Origin of the sequence: Janthinobacterium sp. NKUCC08_JDC (genome assembly GCF_019345575.1) — a bacterium.
Classification (GTDB): Bacteria; Pseudomonadota; Gammaproteobacteria; order Burkholderiales; family Burkholderiaceae_D; genus Janthinobacterium; species Janthinobacterium aestuarii.
Genome location: NZ_JAHKQW010000009.1, coordinates 1 through 16,019 on the forward strand (window position 1 = coordinate 1; position 16,019 = coordinate 16,019).

Sequence of the window (16,019 nt, forward strand, 5' to 3'; positions counted from 1 at the left end):
GGCACCGGCAAAGCCAAGGGTCCTGAGATCAAGCGCTTCAATGAATGCCTCTACAATCCGAACGATATTGTCCTCTGCAACGTAGTCATCCAGATGCTCGGGAAAGAGAACGCTCTGGCTGCGGTCGGTTCCCTCGACAAAACGCTTCATCCTGCTCTCCTGATTACGTCAAATGAGCTATTAACGCTTCAGAAAAAATCTCGTTTACATTGGGGTGCGTTTTCACACACTCTGGGGCGAAAGCAGACGAACACGACGGCCAGGGATAAGATGGCGAACAGGACTGATGCTATGACTAATGCAATGCTGCCCGACGGCTTCAGCTGCTCACCTTTCAGCACAGTCGGATTATGGCCCCGCTAATCCGCCCCACGCTCCACCCGCGCCACCACCAGCTCAATCAACTCCGCAATCAGCGGCCGGAACGTGGCCGCATTACCGCCCTGCCCCAGCATCACGGTACGCGTGGTCAGATGCGAAAAAACAGCGTCGAACAGGATTTGCGGCAGGTTGGAAAACGAGGTGTCGGGCGCGATGCGGCCCCGGGTGCGCTGCTGTTCCAGCAGGCGCAGGATCAATGCGTGCCACACTTGAGGGCCGTGCTCGTACCAGGTCTGGCCCACGGCTGGCACGGCGGCGGCGCCCGTGACGACGAGGCGGTAGAAATCCACGTGGCGGGGGCTGGTGACGACGGCCACCAGTTCATCGAGGATCAATTGCAAGCCCTGTTCCAGGCCCGCTTGCGAGGTATCGAGCTGGCGCAGCGCGATGATGAAGTCGGCGCACAGGTATTCGACCACGGCCACCAGCAGTTCCTGCTTGCTGCCGAAGTAGCGGTAGGCGGTGGCTTTCGAGCCGCCCGCCTCGGCCACGATGGCGTCCATGCTGACGCCGTCGTAGCCGGAGTCAAGAAAGAGTCTGGATGCCGCCACCAGCAGCTTTCGCCGCCGCTCCTCGCTTCGGGTACTCGGGGAAGCGGGAACGGTGCGCAACTGGGGCATGAAGCAAACTCTTACTGTGTCTTGGGAAGCGCGTATGCTATCACGTAATCCCCCCGGTCCGGGCTCTGGCGGGCGCCGCCCGCGACCACCACGACGTACTGGCGGCCCGACTTGGGCGACACATAGGTCATCGGCGTGCCTTGCGAACCGACAGGCATGCGCGCCTTCCACACTTCATGGCCGGTGGCGATATCCATGGCGCGCAAATAATAATCCTGCGTGCCCGCATAAAACACGAGGCCGGACGCCGTGCTCATGCCGCCGCCCAGAGTCGGCATGCCCAGCGGGATGGGCAGCCTCGCCTTGACGCCATTGACCACCGCATCCTGCACCGTGCCGGCCGGACGCTCCCACACTTTTTTCTTCGTCTTGAGGTCGATGGCGGCAAACACGCCCCACGGCGGGCTTTGGCACGGTATGCCCAGCGGCGAATTGAAGGCCTTGTGGTCGATGACGAACGGCGTGCCATCCATCGGATAGGTGCTGCCCACGCCGTGGCCCGACGTCAGCTTGGCCACGTCCACCGTTTCGCGCGGCACCAGCTTGACCACTTGCGGCATGCGGATATCGTTGACGAACATATAGCCATTGCTTTCATCGACGGCCGCGCCGCCCCAGTTGAAGCCGCCGTAATAGCCGGGGTAGATCAAGGTCTCTTTCGTGCTTGGCGCCGTGAACTCGCCCTGGTAATTGAGCTTGCGGAAGCTGATGCGGCAGGCCAGCTGGTCGAAGAAAGTGGCGCCCCACATGTCGCGCTCCGTGAGCGTTTCCGCGCCGAGGGCCGGCATGCCCGTCGAGTATGGCTGCGTTTTCGACACCCAGTCGCCGGCCGCGTGCTCTTGCGGCACGGGTTTTTCCACGACTTCCGCAATCGGTTTTCCCGTGCGGCGGTCCAGCATGAAGATCTGGCCACGCTTGGTCAGCTGCACCAGCGCGGGGATCTTGCCTCCCTTGCCGTCCGGGACGTCGTACAGGGCCGGCTGCGCTGCCACGTCGTAGTCCCAGATATCGTGGTGGACGGTTTGATACGTCCAGCGTTCACGGCCCGTGGCCATGTCGAGGGCAACGATGGCCGATGCGTATTTTTCCGTCAGCGGTGGACGCTTGCCACCCCAGAAGTCCGGCTGCTCGTTCCCCGTCGGCAGGTAGACCAGACCCAGTGCATCATCGAACGCGGGCGCCGACCACATGTTCGGCGTGCTGCGCGTGTAAGTCTGCCCTTCCGGCGGCAGCTTGGTGATGGCGGGATTGCCCAGGTCCCAGGCCCACACCAGTTCGCCCGTGTCGGCGCTGTAGGCGCGCACGACGCCCGATGGTTCATCGGTGGAGCGGCCGTCGAATACCCAGCCGCCGAGGATGATCAGGTTGCGCGCCACCGTGGGCGCGGATGTGTAGGCGTAGTACGGCACGTTCATCTTGACCTTGCCCAGGCCGACCGTCAGGTCGACCGAACCCTTGTCGCCGAAGCCCTCGCACTGCTTGCCCGTCTGCGCGTCGATCTGAATCAGGCGCGCATCCATGGTCACTTGCACGATGCGCTTGGCGCACGCTCCCGCGACAGGCGCGCTGGCCGCCTGCATGCCTTCAAAACGGAACGGATTCGTCACCTTCGCCGGCTCGTAATAGCCGACGCCGCGGCAACGGTTCCACGTCTTGATGTTGGCCGGCTTCGGGTCGAAGGTCCAGCGTTCCTTGCCCGTATCCGCGTCGAGCGCGATGACCTTGCTCGTCGGCGTGCACGTATAGATGGTGTCGCCGATCTGCAGCGGCGTGTTTTGCGATTCGGACGCGCCTTCGGCCAGCTCACCCGAGCGGTAGGTCCACGCCACTTGCAGCTTGTCGACATTCTGTTTGTCGATCTGCGTGTACGGCGCGAAGCGCGTGCCCTTCGGGCCATAGCCGTAATGCGCCCAGTTGGCGCTGCCGCCGTTCACCGCCGCCAGCGCATCCTGCTGCGGCTGCACGGTGGCCTCAAGCACGCCATGCGGCTTGAACATGGCGGCGAAACCGGCCACCAGCACGACGGCAACCAGGGCCGCGAAACCGCGCGACTGGCCAGTGGGCTTGCGCCCCGCCAGCCACGGGTGCAGCAAGGCGGTCACCAGGCCGATGACGAGGAACGGCGCCAGGCGCGGCACCATGGGCCAGAAGGCGAAGCCGATTTCCCACACGGCCCAAACCAGGGTGGCGATGACCAGCGCGGCGACGATGCCGCTCGCCAGCGGTTTGCGGCGCAGATACAGCACGCCGGCGAGGAGCAGGCCGAGACCGGCCAGCAGGTAGTACCAGGAACCGCCGAGGGTAATAAGTTCGATGCCGCCCGCCGCCAGGGCCAGGCCGGAAAATCCGAGAAAAACGCCAAAAACCGTCAAGGCAAGCCGCTTGCCCCTGAAGACCGCCGGGATCGCCGGCGCTCCTTTATTTACTGAAGTGTCCATTTTTTATCCATGACGCCTCCCCTGCCCAGGCAAATACGCCGGGGATGGCTGGTTTTTTCAAATCTACGTAGTGAAACTGTACTGTACGGTTTCATTTTATGCCGATTTTTGATGCAAGGAAAGAAAAATTGATGCGGGAGCTTGATTTTTGGCGGGGATGGGGAGTTGGCGGGAGCGTCGGATTACGCGCTTGCGCGCCTCGGCGGCCCCGCTAATCCGACCTACCCGACCTACCGGAACGCTGAACGTGCGTAGGTTGGATTAGCGCAAAGCGCGTAATCCAACAAACACAGGTCAACCAGATAACAGCCGGTTTTGCTTTTAAAGCATACCGGTTGGAACGCCCGAAAAATGCCCAGGGCTAGGCGCCGCGTCGAAGACAGTACGAATAGTACGGCGAGACGCGGTAACAACGCCCTGGGCTTTTTCTCGAGCGTTACAAAGATGCCATGTCGATCACGAAGCGGTAGCGTACGTCGCTCTTGACGACCCGCTCAAACGCCTCATTGATATCCTGAATGCGGATGATCTCGATGTCCGACACAATATTGTGCTTGCCGCAGAAATCCAGCATTTCCTGGGTTTCCTTGATCGAGCCGATCATGGAGCCGGACAGGCTGCGACGCGCGCCCACCAGGCCGAAGGCACTGATCGGCGGCACGGCGCCGTCGGGGATGCCGACGATGACCATGTTGCCGTCGACTTTCAGCAGGTTGATGTACTGGTTCCAGTCGATCGCCGCGCCGACGGTGCAGATAATCAGGTCGAACGTGCCGGCCAGTTTGGTGAACGTTTCCGCGTCGTTGGTGGCGTAGTAATGGTCAGCGCCCAGGCGCAGGCCGTCTTCGCGCTTCGACAAAGTCTGGCTCAGCACCGTCACTTCGGCACCCATGGCGTGGGCGATTTTCACGCCCATGTGGCCCAGACCACCCATGCCCAGGATGGCGACCTGCTTGCCAGGACCGGCCTTCCAGTGGTTCAGCGGCGAATACAGGGTGATGCCGGCGCACAGCAGCGGCGCCGCGGCGTCCAGCGGCAGGTTGTCGGGAATCGACAGCACATAGCCTTCCTTGACGACGATGCTGTCCGAGTAGCCGCCCTGCGTGGCCGTCTTGCCGTCCGCTTCGACGCCGTTGTAGGTCTGGATCAGGCCTGGCATGTACTGTTCCAGGTCCACGTTGCGCGTCTTGCAAGTGGTGCAGGAATCGACGAAGCAGCCCACGCCCACGTGGTCGCCCACCTTGAACTTGCTGACGTTGGCACCGACGGCCGTGACGACGCCGGCGATTTCATGGCCGGGCACCATCGGGAAAGCGGCGCCGCCCCATTCGTCGCGCGCCTGGTGGATATCGGAATGGCACACGCCACAGTATTTGATCGAGATGGCCACGTCGTCTTCGCGCGGGGCGCGGCGCTCGAACGTGAACGGTTGCAGTGCGGAAGTCGGGCCCAGTGCGGCGTAGCCTTTGGCGATGGTGGTCATGAAAACTCCTGTGTCTAGATGTGTGTGGCGAGGGGTGACGCGTGCCATGCATGCGATTGCACAAGTGTGCCCGAGATGCCCGGCCGCCGTTACCGCGATCCTGCAAGACCTTTGCACGATCCTCCAAATCTGCGTAAGATCAGCCCCTGCCCTTCTTCGCCTCATGCATACTGAACGCCATGTCCACGCCACTTACTCCGCAAGATGAAATCGCCGCCCTGATCAGCCGCCACGCGCCGCGCACGGGCGACTACACGACGGCCATCGGCAACCTCAGTTTCCACCGCCAGTCCTCGGTCACGGAATCGCTGTTCCATGCGGCGCGCCCCAGCGTGGCCATCATCGCGCAGGGCGCGAAAGACGTCACCCTGGGCACGGAAACCTTCCATTACAGCCGCATGCAGTATCTGCTGACGTCCGTCGACTTGCCGGTGCAGGTGCGCGTGGTGGAAGCGAGCGTGGACAAGCCGCACCTGTGCGTGGTGCTGGGCATCGACATCGCCGACGTGGCTGCGCTGCTCGACAGCGAAAGCGGCAGCGACAACGTGGCGCAGCAGAAAATCCTGCCCGCCACACGCGGCATTTCCGTCAGCGACGTGTCGGCCGAGCTGCTCGATGCCATGCTGCGCCTCGTGCGCCTGCTCGACAAACCGGGGGAAATCGCCACCTTGGCGCCATTGATCCGCCGCGAGCTGACCTACCGCCTGCTCAATGGCCCTGTCGGCGCGCGCCTGCGCCACATGGCGCTGGCCAGCAGCCAGTCGCACCAGGTGGGGCAAGCCATCGACTGGATCAAGCACAATTATTGCGAGCCGCTGCGCATTGAGCACCTTGCCGGCATGGCGAACATGAGCATGTCGTCGCTGCACCACCACTTCAAGGCGATTACGGCCATGACGCCGATGCAGTACCAGAAACTGCTGCGGCTGCAGGAAGCGCGGCGCTTGATGCTGGTCGAGCAGATCGACGCGGGCACGGCCGGCTACCGGGTCGGCTACGCCAGCGAATCGCAGTTCAGCCGCGAATACAGCCGCCAGTTCGGCCGCGCGCCCATGCGCGACGTGGGCCAGGTACGCGCGCAGCTCAGCGGTGCCAATGGCGGCACGGCCTATTCCGTCTTGCCGTAAGCGCCGCCACCCGGCGTCTCGATCACGAACACGTCGCCGGGGCACATGTCCGTCTTGCCGATATGGGGCAAGTGTTCCACCGTGCCGTCAACCCGCTCGACGTAATTGCGCCCCAGCGCGCCCGGCGCGCCGCCCTCCATGCCGAAAGGCGGATGGATGCGGTTGTTCGACAAGATCGCCGCCGTCATCGGTTCCAAAAAGCGCACCCGGCGCACGCCGCCATTGCCGCCGTGCCAGCGCCCCGCCCCGCCGGAGCCTAGACGAATGCTGTAGCTGTCCAGCCGCACGGGAAAGCGCCACTCGAGGATTTCCGGGTCCGTCAGGCGCGAATTGGTCATGTTCGTCTGCACCAAGTCCGTGCCGTCAAACCCGGGGCCGGCGCCCGAGCCGCCCGATATCGTCTCGTAATACTGGTATTTGGCGCTGCCGAACGTGAAATTGTTCATCGTGCCCTGCGAGGCGGCCATCGCTCCCAGCGCGCCATACAGGGCATTCGTGATGCAGGTCGAGGTTTCCACGTTGCCCGACACGACGGAGGCCGGGTACTGCGGGTTGAGCATGGAACCGGGCGGGATGATCACCGTGAGCGGCTTCAAACAACCCGCGTTCAGCGGTATATCGTCGTCGACGAGAGTGCGGAACACGTACAGCACGGCCGCCATGCAGACGGCGGATGGCGCATTGAAGTTGTTCGGCAACTGGCTGGACGTGCCCGTGAAATCGATGACGGCGCTGCGGGCAGTTGCGTCGACCCTGATCGCCACCTGGATGCGCGCGCCGTTATCGAGGTCCAGCGCGTAGCTGCCATCCTTCAAGGTCGTGATGACCCTGCGCACGGCTTCCTCGGCATTGTCCTGCACGTGGCCCATGTAGGCTTTTACTACGGCGAGGCCGAAATGCGCGACCATCTTGTGCAGTTCCTCGGCCCCCTTCTGGTTGGCCGCCACCTGGGCGCGCAGGTCGGCCAGGTTTTGCCGGGGGTTGCGGGCCGGCCAGCTGGCGCCCGCCAGCAGGGCCAGTGTCTCGTCTTCGCGCATCAGACCAGTGTCGCCGTCGACCAGTTTGAAATTGTCGATCAACACGCCCTCTTCCTCGATGCGCGTGGAGTCGGGCGGCATGGAGCCTGGCGTGGTGCCGCCGATATCGGCATGGTGGCCGCGCGAGCCCACATAGAACAGGATGGCGCCGCCCGCTTCGTCGAACACGGGTGAAATGACCGTCACGTCGGGCAGATGCGTGCCGCCGTGATACGGGTCGTTGAGCATGTAGACATCGCCCGGCCGCATGGCGCCCGCATTGCGCGTCATGACCGTGCGGATGCTCTCGCCCATGGAACCCAGGTGCACGGGCATGTGCGGCGCATTGGCGATCAAATGGCCTTGCGCGTCGAAGATGGCGCAGCTGAAATCGAGCCGCTCCTTGATGTTGACGGAATGGGCCGTATTTTGCAGGCGCAGCCCCATCTGCTCGGCGATCGACATGAACAGGTTGTTGAAAATTTCCAGCATCACGGGGTCGGCATTGGTCCCGATGGCACGCCGCTCCGGCAAGGCGGCGACCCTGCGCAAGACCAGATGGCCATGCGCCGTCACTTCGGCGCGCCAGCCCGGTTCGATGACCGTGGTGGCATTGGCGTCGCTGACGATGGCCGGGCCATCAATGGCGTCGCCGGGACGCAGGCTGTCCGCCGCATACAGGCCGCTTGGCCGCCAAGCACCGGCGCAGTACATGTCCACCGTCTGCACGGGTGCCAGCCCATCCGCGCGCGCCGCATGGGCCGGCGCGGCCACCTGCGGCGCATCGGACGCGCCGATGGCTTCCACGGAAATCGCTTCGACGATCAGCGCGCGCGCCGGCATCAGAAAGGAAAAGCGTTGTTTGTACGCCGCTTCGAACTGCGCCTGCATGCTGGCGGCCGTATCGAACAGCACGACGAGGGCCGAATCCGTGCCTTCGTAGCGCAGGTGCACGCGCGACACCAGCGCGATGCGCTTCCCTTCCACGCCCTGGCGCAGCAAGTCGCCACGCGCCAGTTCGCCCAGTTGCGCGAAATCGCCGGCCAGGTCCGCGCCCAATGCCGCCTCGATGGCGCGCTCGCGCATCGCGCTCTGGTCGGCCAGGCCCATGCCGTAGGCCGACATCACGCCCGCCAGGCTGTGGATGAACACCGTGCGCATGCCCAACGCATCGGCCACCAGGCAGGCATGCTGGCCGCCCGCGCCGCCAAAACTGGTCAGGGTGTATTCGGTGACGTCGTGGCCGCGCTGCACGGAAATCTGCTTGATGGCGTTGGCCATGTTGCCGACCGCGATGGCGACATAGCCTTCGGCCACCTGTTCCGGCGTCGAGTTTACCGTGCGCGCCAGCGCTTCGAACTGGGCGCGCACGGTGGCCACGTCCAGCGCTTCATTCGCGTCGGGGCCGAAGACGCGGGGGAAGAACGCGGGCTGCAGCTTGCCCAGCATGACGTTGCAGTCGGTGACGGCCAGCGGGCCGCCGCGCCGGTAGCTGGCGGGGCCGGGATTGGCGCCCGCGCTGTCCGGTCCCACCTTGTAGCGGGCGCCGTCGAAATGCAGGATGGAGCCGCCGCCCGCGGCCACCGTGTGGATGCTCATCATGGGCGCGCGCATGCGCACGCCGGCGATCTGCGTCTCGAACACGCGTTCGAATTCGCCCGCGTAATGCGACACGTCGGTGGACGTGCCGCCCATGTCGAAGCCGATGACTTTATCGAAACCGGCCAGCGCGCTGGCGCGCACCATGCCGACGATGCCGCCGGCGGGGCCGGACAGAATGCTGTCCTTGCCCTGGAAGGCACGCGCATCCGTCAAGCCGCCGTTCGACTGCATGAACTGCAAATGCACGCCGGGCAACTCCATCGCCAACTGGTCAACGTAGCGGCGCAAAATCGGCGACAGATAGGCGTCGACCACCGTGGTGTCGCCGCGCGCCACCAGTTTCATCATGGGACTGACTTCGTGCGACACGGACACCTGCGTAAAACCGGCCTCGCACGCCAGTTGCGCCACCCGCGCCTCGTGCGCGTGATGGCGGTAGCCGTGCATCAGCACGACCGCAATGGCGCGCACGCCGCGTCCATAGGCCTGTTCCAGCGCCGTGCGCGCGGCCGCCTCGTCGAGCGGGGTCACGACGTCACCGTGGGCGCCGACGCGCTCATCGATCTCGATCACGTCGCCGTACAGCAGTTCGGGCACAATGATCTGGCGCGCGAACAGCTGCGGGCGGTTCTGGTAGGCGATGCGCAGGGCGTCGCGGAAACCGCGCGTGATGGCCAGCACGGTCGGCTCGCCCTTGCGTTCGAGCAGCGCATTGGTCGCCACCGTCGTGCCCATCTTGATGGCGCCCACCAGTTCGACAGGCAGCGGCGCACCAGGCGCCAGGTCCATCAGCTGGCGCATGCCTGCCAGCGCCGCGTCGCGGTACTGGCCCGAGTTTTCCGACAGCAGTTTATGCGTGGCCAGGCTGCCGTCAGGACGGCGCGCCACGATGTCCGTAAAAGTGCCGCCCCGGTCGATCCAGAATTGCCAGTCCATCGCCTTGCTCCCGTGCTTGTGTGAGATCCTATGTGAGATGGCTATTGTAGCCGCACAATTACGGCGCACCGCAGGCGTGCGCGCCTTGCCTTTCGCCCGCTTCGGCCTTATGTTGAAGATATGCTGACTAACGGAACACGCTCCATGAACCTGATCGACTCTGCCGCCCCCTTGTATTCCATCGCCGAACTGCGCGCCATCGAACAGGCGGCCATGCGCGACCTGCCGCAAGGGCTGCTGATGCAGCGCGCGGGCCAGGCTGCCGCCAGTGCCGCCCTGAAGCTGCTGCACGTCCAGGACGATGGCGACGACGACGGCCACCGCCGCGTGCTGGTGCTGGCTGGCCCCGGCGACAACGGCGGCGACGCGCTGGAAGCGGCCGCGCACCTGGCCGGCAGCGGCACCGAGGTGCTCGTCTGGCTGGCGCCCGAGGCGCAAGCCACGTCGCCCGAGCGCGAACAGGCGCTGAGCCGCGCGCGCAACAGCGCCGCGCGCTTCATGGATGCAGCAACGTCGATGGCGTCGGCCGCGGTGGGCGCGGCGCCATGGCACCTCGTCATCGATGGCCTGTTCGGCATCGGCGCGTCGCGCCCCCTGGACGGCGAATGCCGCGACATGGCGCAGCTGGTCAACAATCTCGATTGCCCCGTGCTGGCCCTCGACGTGCCCAGCGGCCTGCACGCGGACACGGGCGCCATCGACGGCGTCGCCATCCGCGCCACGCATACGCTCACCTTCATCGGCGACAAGCCGGGCCTGCACACGGCGAATGGCCGCGACCATGCGGGGGACGTGGAAGTGGCCGCGCTGGCCATCGATCCTTCCCTGCTGCCGCCCGCCAGGGCCCAGCTGGGCGGCCTGCACCTGTTTGCGCGCCAGCTGCAGCCGCGCCGGCAGAATACGCACAAGGGCAGCTACGGCAGCGTGGCCATCATCGGCGGCGCGCAAGGCATGGCCGGCGCGCCCATCCTGGCGGCCCGCACGGCCCTGCATGCGGGCGCGGGACGAGTGTATATCGCGTTTCCCGACGCGCCGCCCGCCTTCGACAGCGGCCAGCCGGAGCTGATGTGCCGGCACGCGAGGGACGTGGATTTCTCGGGCCTGCACTTCGCCGCGCTGGTGGCCGGTCCCGGCCTCGGCGACAAGGCCGGCACGGTGGAGCTGCTGCAGCGTGCCATTGACAGTGACAGCCCCCTGCTGCTGGACGCGGACGCGCTGAACCTGATGGCGGCCGAGCCGGAGCTGCAATCGGCGCTGGCCGTGCGCACGGGCGCGGGGGCGACGATATTGACGCCGCATCCGCTGGAAGCGGCGCGCCTGCTCGACCTGACGGTGGCCGAGGTGCAGGCCGACCGCCTGGGCGCGGCGCGCCAGCTGGCCACGCAGCTGGGCGTCATCGTCGTGTTGAAAGGTTCGGGCACGGTGATCGCCGCGCCCGATGGCCAGGTCGTCGTCAACAACACGGGCGGCCCCGCGCTGGCGACGGCCGGCACGGGCGACGTATTGTCCGGCCTGTGCGGCAGCCTGCTGGCGCAAGGCTGGCCGGAATGGGAAGCGGCAATAGGCGCCGTCTGGCTGCATGGCGCGGCGGCCGATGCGCTGGTGGCCGCAGGCAGCGGCCCGATCGGGCTGACGGCCGGGGAATTGATCCCGGCGATACGCAAGTTGATCAATGCCTTGTCGGCATAAGCATATCGCGCGCTTGTGTTGGATTACGCTGCGCTAATCCAACCTACACCCCGGAGGCCGGGTAGGTCGGATTAGCGGAACGCGTAATCCGACAACCACCACTAACAATCACACCAGCCGACCAGCAGCAATCGTGATCGTCCGCCCGCAACGGGCCGCGATCGAGCTGTCGTGGGTGACCAGCACCAGGGTCGAACCGCGTTCGCGGTTCAGCTCGAACATCAACTGGATCACGGCCTCGCCGGTGGCGGCATCGAGGCTGCCCGTCGGTTCATCGGCGAACAGCAGCGGCGGCTCCGTGACGAACGCGCGGGCCAGGGCCACGCGCTGCTGCTCGCCGCCGGACAGGTATTTCGGATAATGCTTCAGGCGGCTGCCCAGGTTGACCCTGCCCAGCATGGCTTGCGCCTTTTCCTTCGCGTCCGGGTCGCCGCGCAATTCCAGCGGCAGCATGACATTTTCCAGTGCCGTCAGATGGGCCAGCAGCTGGAAGGACTGGAACACGAAACCAAGCTTTTCCTTGCGAAAACCGGCGCGGCCGTCTTCATCGAGGGCGAAGATATCGGTGCCGTCGAGGATGACTTTGCCTTCGCTGGGCGTGTCCAGTCCCGCCAGCAAACCCAGCAACGTGGACTTGCCGGAACCGGAGGCGCCGACGATGGCCAGCGTCTCCGCCGTTTGCACGGTAAAATCGACTTGATGCAGGATGGTCAGCTCACCATCGGCATCGGGTACGCGCTTGGCCAGCTGGACCACTTCGATGGCCGGCTGGGCATTTTGGCTGTTGGGTGCGGCGGGCCGCTGGGCCGCTGCGTCGGACGGGAGAAAACTGGTGGAAGTCGCTTTAGGGAATTCGGGCATGCTGATCTATCTTAAAAAATTTCGTGAACAAATAAGTGTCGAGGGCAGCAGCCGCATGCGGCGGCGCACCCTGTCCTTGCTTCCTGCGGCAGCCCTGCTGCTGGTATCGAGCATGACGAACGCCTATTCTGCACCAAAAACGCTGCTGGTGCTCGGCGACAGTCTGTCGGCCGAGTATGGGCTGGCGCGCGGCACGGGCTGGGTGGCGCTGCTGGAACAGCGGCTGCAAGCGCAAAAGAACGACACGCGCATCGTCAACGCCAGCATCAGCGGCGAGACCACGAGCGGCGGCCGCGCGCGCCTGCCTGCCCTGCTGGCCAAGCACCAGCCCGATGTCGTGCTGATCGAACTGGGCGCCAACGACGGCTTGCGCGGCTTGCCCGTGGCGGCCGCCGAGGCGAATCTGCGCGCCATGGGCGAGGCAGCCAAAAAATCGGGCGCGCAAGTGGTGCTGGTGGGCATGCGCATGCCGCCCAACTATGGCCGCGCCTATGGCGAACAGTTTTACGGCGTGTACGGCAAGCTGGCCAAGGAATGGAAGGCGCCACTGGTGCCGTTCATGTTCGAAGGCATCGCCGACCAGCCGCAGCTGTTCCAGGCCGACCGCATGCACCCGAATGCGAATGCGCATCCGACGATTTTGAGGAATATCTGGCCGCGGCTGGCGCCGTTGCTGGGGGCGAAGTAAGCCGGTTGTTGACGTTAGCTCTAGCCCGAGGCAAAGATCCGGGGTCAGATGGGGTCGCCGAGACCCGCCGGGGGGATATGCCCCAGTGGGGCATATCCCGATCGCGAAGCGACTGACCCAAGCTTTATGCTGACGATCCCGCTCGCGTCCATGGCACGCTCACTCCACAGACAAAATCCACAGACAAAAAAATAGCCGCTCAAGAGCGGCTATTTTTATGGGCTAAAACTGATTACGGTGCTTCCGGCGCTGCTGCAACCGGTGCGGTCACCGGCTTGACGATCTTCACCTTGGCCTTGGCTTTCAGGTACTCGACGTAATCGAACATTTCCTGTTGTGCCAGGATGCCGCTGATCTGGTCTTTCTCTTGCTGGCGGCGCGCTGCGTCCACTTGTGCTGGCTGCTGCACCTTGGCGATGCGGTAGATGCCGTAGCCCAGGGCTGGCAGATCCACGCCCACATAGGCTGGCAGCTTGCTCGTGTCCGCTTTCATGACTTGCGCGATGGCGGCACGGTTGATGCCGTCGAGCTTGCTGCGCGATACCCATTGCGCCGCGCCGAAACCGGTCGCATCACCGGAGGCTTTCAAGGCGGCCAGCTTGGTCTCGCCCGCTTTCTTGGCCAGCTTTTCCGCTTCTTCCATCGTCACGCGCTGACGGATCATCGCTTCGACTTCGGCCAGCGGACGCTTCGAGGCAGGCTTGAATTCCACCACGCGGCCGGCGATCAGCACGTTAGGTGCGACGGTGACGGCTTCCGTGTTGCGCTTGTCTTTCAGCGAGTCGTTCGAGAAGATGGCTGTCAGGAACTTGGCGTTGTTGAACGGTGCCTTGCCCAGTGCTGGCGACGGCGTGCGCGACAGATTGGCGACGGTTTCCACTTTCAGCTTCAGCTTGTCGGCCACCGGCTTCAGGCTGTCCGATTGCTCGTAGACCGTGTTGGTGAACGTTTCGGCCATTTCCGAGTATTTCTTGGCGGCAAATTGCTTGCGCAGGTCGGCCGTGATTTCACCGCGCACTTCGTCCAGCGCACGGACGTGCTGTGGCTTGAGCGAGGTGACGGTCAGGATGTGGAAGCCGAAATCGGAAGCGACGACATCGCTGATTTCGCCTTGCTTGAGTTTCGCGACAGCGCTCAGCAGCGGTGCTGGCAAACCATCCTTGCCAATTACGCCCAGGTCGCCGCCCTGTTCCGCGGACGCCGGATCTTCCGACTTGGCTTTCGCCACGGCGGCAAAGCTGGCTGGCGCCTTGCGGACTTCCGCCAGGATGGCTTCGGCCTTGGCCTTGGCGGCTGCCTTGTCGGCGGCCGACGCGTCTTTCTTGACGGCTACGAGGATGTGGCTGGCCTGGCGCGCTTCTTCCGTCGTGTAGGCTTTCTGGTTCTTCGCGTAGTAGCCGGTCACGTCGGCGTCGGTGACGTCGACCTGCTCGCCGGCGGCGCTGTCGTCCAGCACGACGTACTCGACCTTCGCTTGTTCCGGGATTTCGAAGAACTTGCTGTTCTTGTCATAGAAAGCCTTGATCATGGCGTCCGTCACTTTGACTTCCGACACGTACTGAGCGATCGGCAGCAGCAGTTCCTGCACTTCACGCTCTTCCGAGGTGATATCGGACAGGCGCTTGGACACGGTGTTCGGCGCGAAGGCGGTGCCTTGCACGGCGCCGGCCAGTTGCTGCAGGGCCAGGTCGCTGCGGCGGCGCGCATCGTACATCTGCGGCGTCATGCCTTGGGCGGCCAGCATGGCCTTGTAGCGTTCCAAGTCGAATTTACCGTCCGGCAAGGTCAAGCCTGGGATGTCCAGCACTTCCTTTTGCAGCACGGCATCGCTGATGACCAGGTGGCTGCGGCCCACTTCGGCGGCCACGGCGCGCTCGGCGATCAGGTTGTCGAGGATGCTCTGGCGCGCTTCCGGCGTGTCAAACATTTTCTGGTCGAACTGCTCGCCCATCATCTGGCGGTAGCGGTCGATCTGCTGGCGTTGCGCTTCTTCATATTGCTGCTGCGTAACGACCTGGTCGCCGACCTTGGCGATGGTGTTCGCGCCATCGCCGAAGCTTTGGTAGCCGCTGATACCGACCAGTGCAAAAGACGGGACGATGACCAGCATCAGGAGAAACTGCATCAAGCGTCGATGGGTACGAATAAATTCAAACATGGTCAGCCAATTCGGGATGAGTGGATCACTATAAAAAAAGGCGAACATGCGTTCGCCTTGATTTCTTCGGCGGAATGGACGGGACAGATGTCCACTTCCCCTTTAGATTCAACAACTTGGCGCTGGAACTAAAGCAGGATTCTGACGCCCAAGCCATTATCTCCTGATTCTACAATGCCCATAGCGCTATAGCAAGAGTAAATCAGGGCGCGCGCCCTGCCCTGGCGCCGCCTGGACGGCAAGGCGCCGGGCTTGAGCATTTAACACGGCGCAGCTTAAAGCGGATTTAAACGCGGGCGTTTTTATTCAAAACGGCAGGACGGGATTTTAAAAGACGGTGCGCCGAGATAATCTGGCGCCGGAAAAGAAAAACCCGCGCTACTTATTCAGCAGCGCGGGCTTCTATATTCTGGCGGAGCGGACGGGACTCGAACCCGCGACCCCCGACGTGACAGGCCGGTATTCTAACCAACTGAACTACCACTCCTTAAGAGCGTATTTTTTTGGCGGAGCGGACGGGACTCGAACCCGCGACCTCCGACGTGACAGGCCGGCATTCTAACCAACTGAACTACCACTCCGAAAAATACACAGTACTACTTGCATTTGTATTCAGGGTTGCGATTCGTAGAACTTCAACCCTGAAATCGCGGCACCCGGAGGCGCCGCCAAATGTTTCCGGTGATTGTCACCTCACCGAAGTCCGTTAGTTTACAGCATCCTTCAAAGCTTTACCAGCTTTAAATTTTGGAACTTTTGCAGCTTCGATCGTGATCGCTTCTTTGGTACGCGGATTGCGGCCGGTACGCTCAGCGCGTTCGCTGACCGAGAAAGTGCCAAAACCAACCAGCGTCACGCTGTCGTTGTTTTTCAAAGTTTCCGTCACGCCGCCGATAACAGCGTCGAGTGCGCGCGCAGCGGCGGCTTTGGAAATGTCAGCTTTTTCAGCAATGTGGTCGATCAATTCAGTCTTGTTCACTAGCATCCCCAATTACAAAGGTATAAAACGTTTACCGTATC

Annotated in this window: 10 protein-coding genes and 2 tRNA genes; 3 read left to right on the forward strand and 9 right to left on the reverse strand. The window is 63.7% G+C overall.

Going from position 1 to position 16,019, the window contains the following annotated elements; translation table 11 throughout:
* Positions 1 to 359 precede the first annotated feature (359 nt).
* The 3 genes from KO538_RS19595 to KO538_RS19605 all read right to left on the reverse strand — a co-directional run bounded on the left by KO538_RS19595 (position 360) and on the right by KO538_RS19605 (position 4,922).
* Positions 360 to 932 (reverse strand): TetR/AcrR family transcriptional regulator, encoded by a 573-nt coding sequence (locus tag KO538_RS19595; protein WP_219329378.1) that lies wholly within the window; start codon positions 930 to 932, stop codon positions 360 to 362.
* A gap of 80 nt (positions 933 to 1,012) precedes the next feature.
* Positions 1,013 to 3,373, reverse strand: coding sequence for a membrane-bound PQQ-dependent dehydrogenase, glucose/quinate/shikimate family (locus KO538_RS19600; RefSeq protein WP_219329379.1), 2,361 nt, complete (start codon positions 3,371 to 3,373; stop codon positions 1,013 to 1,015).
* A gap of 502 nt (positions 3,374 to 3,875) precedes the next feature.
* Positions 3,876 to 4,922: an NAD(P)-dependent alcohol dehydrogenase gene (locus KO538_RS19605; protein WP_219329380.1), complete on the reverse strand. Its 1,047-nt coding sequence runs from the start codon at positions 4,920 to 4,922 to the stop codon at positions 3,876 to 3,878.
* Positions 4,923 to 5,101: 179 nt separating this feature from the next.
* Between KO538_RS19605 and KO538_RS19610 the strand changes: the two genes are divergently transcribed.
* On the forward strand, positions 5,102 to 6,049 hold the full coding sequence (locus KO538_RS19610; protein WP_219329381.1) for an AraC family transcriptional regulator: 948 nt from the start codon (positions 5,102 to 5,104) through the stop codon (positions 6,047 to 6,049).
* Here the strand turns inward: KO538_RS19610 and KO538_RS19615 are convergent.
* Complete coding sequence (locus KO538_RS19615; protein ID WP_219329382.1) at positions 6,031 to 9,603, reverse strand: hydantoinase B/oxoprolinase family protein; 3,573 nt, start codon at positions 9,601 to 9,603, stop codon at positions 6,031 to 6,033. The genes KO538_RS19610 and KO538_RS19615 overlap by 19 nt on opposite strands.
* A gap of 144 nt (positions 9,604 to 9,747) precedes the next feature.
* Here KO538_RS19615 and KO538_RS19620 point away from each other — a divergent pair, with 144 nt between their 5' ends.
* Entirely contained in the window at positions 9,748 to 11,292 is a 1,545-nt protein-coding gene (locus tag KO538_RS19620; RefSeq protein WP_219329383.1) for an NAD(P)H-hydrate dehydratase, read from the forward strand.
* Positions 11,293 to 11,400: 108 nt separating this feature from the next.
* Here KO538_RS19620 and KO538_RS19625 read toward each other — a convergent pair whose 3' ends face one another.
* A complete protein-coding gene (locus tag KO538_RS19625) occupies positions 11,401 to 12,153 on the reverse strand; it encodes an ABC transporter ATP-binding protein (protein WP_046685128.1) in 753 nt (250 codons plus the stop codon).
* Between KO538_RS19625 and KO538_RS19630 the strand changes: the two genes are divergently transcribed.
* Positions 12,152 to 12,841 carry an arylesterase gene (locus tag KO538_RS19630; protein ID WP_080698539.1) on the forward strand — a complete coding sequence of 230 codons (690 nt, stop codon included), beginning with the start codon at positions 12,152 to 12,154 and terminating at the stop codon, positions 12,839 to 12,841. The two genes, KO538_RS19625 and KO538_RS19630, sit on opposite strands and share 2 nt — an antisense overlap.
* A 232-nt stretch (positions 12,842 to 13,073) precedes the next feature.
* Here the strand turns inward: KO538_RS19630 and KO538_RS19635 are convergent, their stop codons facing one another.
* From KO538_RS19635 to KO538_RS19650, 4 genes are all read right to left on the reverse strand, one after another.
* The gene (locus KO538_RS19635; protein WP_219329384.1) at positions 13,074 to 14,999 is read right to left on the reverse strand and encodes a SurA N-terminal domain-containing protein; all 1,926 of its coding nucleotides are present in this window, start codon (positions 14,997 to 14,999) and stop codon (positions 13,074 to 13,076) included.
* A 410-nt stretch (positions 15,000 to 15,409) separates the two neighbouring features.
* Positions 15,410 to 15,486: transfer RNA gene (locus KO538_RS19640), tRNA-Asp, on the reverse strand.
* 17 nt (positions 15,487 to 15,503) lie between these two features.
* Positions 15,504 to 15,580, reverse strand: a tRNA-Asp gene (locus tag KO538_RS19645).
* A 125-nt stretch (positions 15,581 to 15,705) separates the two neighbouring features.
* The gene (locus tag KO538_RS19650; protein WP_010398442.1) at positions 15,706 to 15,978 is read right to left on the reverse strand and encodes an HU family DNA-binding protein; all 273 of its coding nucleotides are present in this window, start codon (positions 15,976 to 15,978) and stop codon (positions 15,706 to 15,708) included.
* Between the last annotated feature and the right edge of the window lie 41 nt (positions 15,979 to 16,019).